Source organism: Veillonella sp. ICM51a, from assembly GCF_000524355.1.
In the GTDB taxonomy this organism is placed as follows: Bacteria; Bacillota; Negativicutes; order Veillonellales; family Veillonellaceae; genus Veillonella; species Veillonella atypica.
This window is the reverse complement of sequence record NZ_JAPX01000002.1, coordinates 1-5,582: the sequence shown is the minus strand read 5'-3', so window position 1 is coordinate 5,582 and position 5,582 is coordinate 1. Positions and strand designations below refer to the sequence as shown.

At 32.4% G+C, this 5,582-nt stretch carries 4 protein-coding genes and 1 pseudogene; 2 read left to right on the top strand and 3 right to left on the bottom strand.

Features of this window, described 5'->3' with window-relative positions:
• Nucleotides 1-1,087: 1,087 nt before the first annotated feature.
• The 3 genes from HMPREF1504_RS10650 to HMPREF1504_RS10285 are packed head-to-tail and all read right to left on the bottom strand — an operon-like array spanning nt 1,088 to nt 2,089.
• Complete coding sequence (locus HMPREF1504_RS10650) at nt 1,088-1,180, bottom strand: transposase (RefSeq protein WP_369759914.1); 93 nt, start codon at nt 1,178-1,180, stop codon at nt 1,088-1,090.
• Between the two features lie 31 nt (nt 1,181-1,211).
• Nucleotides 1,212-1,802 (bottom strand): IS256 family transposase, encoded by a 591-nt coding sequence (locus HMPREF1504_RS10290; RefSeq protein ID WP_051411656.1) that lies wholly within the window; start codon nt 1,800-1,802, stop codon nt 1,212-1,214.
• On the bottom strand, nt 1,799-2,089 hold the full coding sequence (locus HMPREF1504_RS10285; protein ID WP_255326100.1) for a transposase: 291 nt from the start codon (nt 2,087-2,089) through the stop codon (nt 1,799-1,801). The genes HMPREF1504_RS10290 and HMPREF1504_RS10285 overlap by 4 nt, the downstream gene beginning before the upstream one ends.
• 145 nt (nt 2,090-2,234) lie before the next feature.
• Here HMPREF1504_RS10285 and HMPREF1504_RS00160 point away from each other — a divergent pair, with 145 nt between their 5' ends.
• Entirely contained in the window at nt 2,235-4,358 is a 2,124-nt protein-coding gene (locus HMPREF1504_RS00160; RefSeq protein ID WP_038122501.1) for a hypothetical protein, read from the top strand.
• A gap of 225 nt (nt 4,359-4,583) precedes the next feature.
• Nucleotides 4,584-5,570 (top strand): annotated as a pseudogene (locus HMPREF1504_RS00155) (IS30 family transposase).
• The last annotated feature ends 12 nt before the right edge of the window (nt 5,571-5,582 follow it).

Below are 5,582 nucleotides of genomic sequence, written 5' to 3'. Positions count from 1 at the left end.
CTAAACGAATTAAGGAAAAATTGAACTGGCTAAGTCCAATTGACTATCGTTTAGCTACTACTGCAGCATAAAAAATTCCGAGCAACTAGTTTAAGTTACTCGGAATAAAAAGTCTAACTTTTTGGGGTTACTACATTTTATAAATCTAATTTTCTTGGTGTTTATTATATTTTAAAGGGGCTGCAAGTAGTATGGATAGTATTTCTCTTGTAGCTTAAGAACTCGCTAGATTACTACGTAAAATAATTTTTTGAATCTGCTCTTCCACTTCTTGTAGTGTGAGTTTTCCTTGGTAGCTATGAATCGAATCTAGATTCTACGTTTGGTTTTCTACATTACCATTCGTTTGAGGACGGAGAGCAATAGAAGGTCTAAATCTAAAGTCAAAGTCACTTGAAAAGTGTTCTGCTTTGGTAAGAAGCTGTGAGCAAATTGTTGTCTACTAAGTGTTGCCATAGAACACGCTTGTAATGAAATTGTTGGGGGTATTATCAGATAAGAAAGTCTATATTACATCATAAAATTTATCGATTATAGGTGGTTTATGACGATGTTGATCAGGCGTTCCATTTTCATAATGAAATTTATGGTACGTCTATCATAGCCCAATTTACGACCTAGTAAACTATATTATGTTTCGAATTACAAGTCTTCAGAATATCTCTTAACGTTGATTGGTAAGCCTAATAATGATGTTATAGTAAATGAACTGTTAATACCGTATATGTATTGCATGTTGTTATTACCTCAACTATAGTATCGGTGATACAATCAAAATTGTACATTCTTAGAGTATCATTCACATTTTGTTATAAATAAATCATTGTGTCTTTATATGAAAATTTATAATTTATTGTTTTATTTTATGGTATAATAAATTATATAATTTATATTAATATCATTAATATTCGGTAGTGTCAATAATTTTGTGTAAACGTCTTTTTATTCTCAATTACCAAACATATTTTGTAACTGGCTAAATGCTGCACCAAATCCACGATGTATTTTACCAAAGAATTTAGCATTATACTTACTTGCAAATGTGCATACAAAACTATCTAATGACTCAATTGAGGGAAACTGCTCTTTATGGCTTATTCCATCCTTCAATTAGATTATTAGAATAGATTGACGGTCTAATGGATTCAGGAAAGTCTAAAAAAGTGAATACATCAGTAATATCGGATAATGTATTCGTAATCTTAGGGTATTTAGACGACCACGTTTCTAAAAAAGTTATACAAAGCTGCTTCCGCTAATAGTATTGTATTGGCAGTATAAACCAACTTTAATTGTGCCAATACTGGAGCTATATCTTGTTTTCTAGTTAGCATACGTACCATACGAGTTATATGTACCCAACAACGTTGGAAACGTGCTCTTGGATATATTTCCTGACAAGCTTGTTGTAATCCTTGAAATCCATCACCGACAAAAAGAAGAATGTCCTCTAGACCTCTTTGTTTTGCATGATCTAATAGCTCTTTGTACGCTAATGTGCTTTCATTAGGATATATGCCATAATCAATGACATGTTTCTCGCCTGATGGTGTAATACTAATTAAAACATGAAGAGTCTTTTTTTGAGCTGTTCCACGTTTAACAGTTATGAAAGTAGCATCTAGATAGACTACAGCAAACTGTGAAGGTGATGGTCGATTGTGAAGCGCATCCACTTCTTCTGCAACGACTTGAGTCATATTAGAAATAGTTTGTGGCAAATAATAGCAACTATACATTTTTTCAATAATATCAGCTATTTCACGTGTAGTGATACCTTTTTGATACAACTGAATAATCATTTTTCAAGATTACCAAAGTTTCGATTGTACGGTGTAAGTAATTTATTTTGAAATTGACCCAATCGATCACGAGGTATTTTGATAGTAATATTACCGAAAATAGTATGTAAAGAACGCTCATAATATCCATTACGAGAATTACCTGTATTATAGCCACTGACATCGTATTTGTCATAGGATAAAAATTCAGTTAATTCAGCGAATAATAGCGTATTTAACATCGTTTCGAGTTCATTACGAAATAAATCCATAAAAATTGAATGATTATCTGGAGTATCAACTGAGATTATGTTACCATTAAATATAGAGAATCAACCTTCTTTCTGCGATTTTGATTGGTAACTTAATCATAAAGAAGATTGGTTCTCTTTTCAATTGTTTGAGAACAGTTTACACAAAATATATTACACTGCCAGAATAGAGGGTAGATTAATGGAAAATTACCAAGGTGTTGCAATGACAGATGGAGTAAATAGAAAAAATCATATAATGCCATTAAGTACGATTATTAAGGCATACCATGACTCGTGGAATACTGTTATTCCGATGAATTTGGGACATGACAGAACAAAGCCGATAGGGTATACCATGCTAACTGGGGTATATATGGAACCAGGAAAAGCGTATGTAACGAATGAGTCAGCAATCATGGGAAGCAAAGAAGAGCATGAAAAAATGATTAAAATGATAAAAGCTTATGACGACAAGATATTTTGTGAAGAGCACAAGGAAGAACTTGATACTCTAGTTAGAATGTTGGGCGATGTGCTTTCTGATAAATTTCGTGTTGCACCAGTTGGTCAAGCGGTGGCCATTAAGGACAAGGATATTGTATATCGTCTTTTTCCTGAATGGTCAGAAACAATAAAAGATGGGCTTGCAGATGTGCGGGATTTGGAACCTGTTTACACGAAAGATGAAAATGATAAAAAGGGATTTCTTGTGCCAGGTGTTTATCATAAAGATGGGTATTTACTCTTTGCGCATCAGTTTTTCCGTAGAAGTTTATCTATACTGAATACTACGAATGAGGAATTTTTTAATTCCTTTGAAAAAATGCGTGATGTTTCAACTGTTGAAATACAACTTGCATTGGATATGGATATGGTTGGACTTGTTGGTACAGAGCATCCAGAATTAGAGTATCAGTATATTCGAGGACCACACTTTAATGATGATTTGGACTGTATTCCTGAAGGCGTTACTTGTCATGAAAATGAACATTATGATAATGTTTTTTCAAATCTATTGAGCACCCAGTTTTATTGGCATATTCAAGATGGAAAACGAACTTTTGAATGTGAAGAATTATGTGATAGGGAAAATATTTCTTTTGAGGATGGACAACCTATGTTATGGGGATGTAGATATGTTCATAGCATGATGAATCCGAGTACAGGATTACCAACTCATCTTGATGGTGCAATTAGAATTTATAATGATGAGCAAATTCTTGAGAGAATTGATTTTAAAACAGATATAAGTAAATATGGAAAGAACTCGGAATATATAAAACTGTGGAGAATAGATAACGATTTTTCTGTAGCTATGTGGAAAGAACTTATCAGCGCGTTTTATAGGGAGAATGCATTGATAGGCGAGTATTTTGGTGGTGTTGATGAAAAATATGATCAAATAAAAAAAGAAAGCAATGAACATAATTCTGTAGTTAAACAAACGAATAATTTTGCACACATTGAATTAACTGAAGGAGAAGGCGTTCGCGTCTATTTTAGATATACTAATAAGTTTGAGATAGCTGAAGATATAGATATTGGAATATATAACAAAGATACTTTTATTGTTCGAGGTGAAAGAAAAGTTAAGATACTTGATGCAGATACAGTTACTCTTTTGAAATATTTAAAACGTAAAGGGCTTAATTTGAGAATGCCAATTACTTACTTGATTTCATTTGAAGATATGATATTCAATTTTCCGACATTGTGCTGTAAGAGATTATGCGTTGCGGACATTGTAATTACTGCAATAAAAGAGTTGTGTCAGGCGTGGGTAAAAAGACAAGATGATAGGTTGATATCGTTTGGTCTTATGGTTAATTTAGAAGATGAATCGGGGCATATATCTTTTGCGGGTCATGTAAATGATTTTGTTAAACTGTTTGATGCTATTCCTAAATTATCTGATGTGGCGTTTGAAGAGTGGATTGAGACTATATATCAAGAAAATAATAAATTTAAAGTAGGAGAGAATTATCCCGATAAATTTAGTTTGATTCATGGTGATGTAGTGTGCTTCAAACGACTTATTGTTCACCCAAATAAAATTAGAAAAATATGGATAGAAGATGGGCGTATGTATGCACAGTTTAATATGACTAAAGAGGAGAGAGATGAATTGCTAGAACACAAAATTGGAAGTGCTCCATTTTATAAAATTAATCAAGATAGATGTAACAAGTGCGGAAGAGATTATACTCAATGTGCTTGTGTGAAATTTATTGATGAGAATGTTTTCGATGAAGTTGTAGAAGCCGATTTGCTAGGATTGATATGGACAAATCGAAATGCATTTTGTTCTAACGAACAACTTTAATTTATTCATTAGAGAAGAATATTTTAAGTTTTGTGCAAATCGGAGATATTTTCAACTCCCAGTATATCTAACTGAAAAATCAAATAGAAATAGTACCTGAGACGATAGAAAAAATCTATCGTCTTTTATTGTATCTTGAATTTATAATCTAAGTGCAACTAAAAAAGATTCATGGCTTTCTGATAAAATAGTGTTTGCAAAGACATCTAAAAATCAGGAGGATCCATAAATCATTATACTCATTTTACACTAAAAGAGCGCGAAATTCTAAAACATTTTATTGATATAGGAAAAAATCAAATAGAAATTTCAATTTTACTTGGGAAAAATAAATCGTCTATATCAAGAGAAATCAAAAGAAATAGTAAAAATGGCGAGTACAAACCTTGAGAAGCCCATGACAGATATAAACATAGACGCTTTAATTGTAAACCAAGAAAAAAGCTAGATAATCCAAGTCTATATGAATGTGTAAAGAATTTATTTTTGAGACATCAATGGTCTCCGGAACAGATCTCCTCTCGATTGAAATTTGAAAATTCAAGCTTCACTATTAGTTACAATACAATTTACAGGGAAATATATAATGGTCGTTTTGATGAAAAAGAATTATCACATGGAAATAGAGGAGTTGTTCGCAAACTACGACATCGTGGTAAAAGTCGTCATACAAAAAATTATGAAGAAAGACGTGGAAAAATTCAAATTAGTAATTTAATTACAGATAGACCAGCTCCTGCAAATAATCGAGAACGATTAGGTGATTGGGAGGCTGATACAGTTATGGGGCAGACTGGTAAGGCTTGCTTAGTAACATTAACTGATCGAAAAAGTAGGTATCTGCTATGTAAAAAAATTGCAAAAAAGAATGCATTTTTAGTCAAACAAGCGATGATTAAGCTTTTAAAAAATCAACCTCTAGAAACAATAACTCCAGATAGAGGGAAAGAGTTTTCTAAACATGCAGAAATTAGTCAGGAGTTGAATTTAGTAGAATTTTATTTTCCATTTCCACATCATCCTTGGCAAAGAGGAACAAACGAAAACACCAATGGATTGCTTAGAGAATATTTCCCGAAAACTGTGGATATTAATCAATCAGATAGCTATGTTGAAGCAAAAATGAAAGAAATAAATCTTAGGCCGCGCAAATGCTTAAATTGGAAAACTCCATACGAGGTTTATCATTCAGTAGAGTTGCATTTGACTTGACAATTCAAGGTA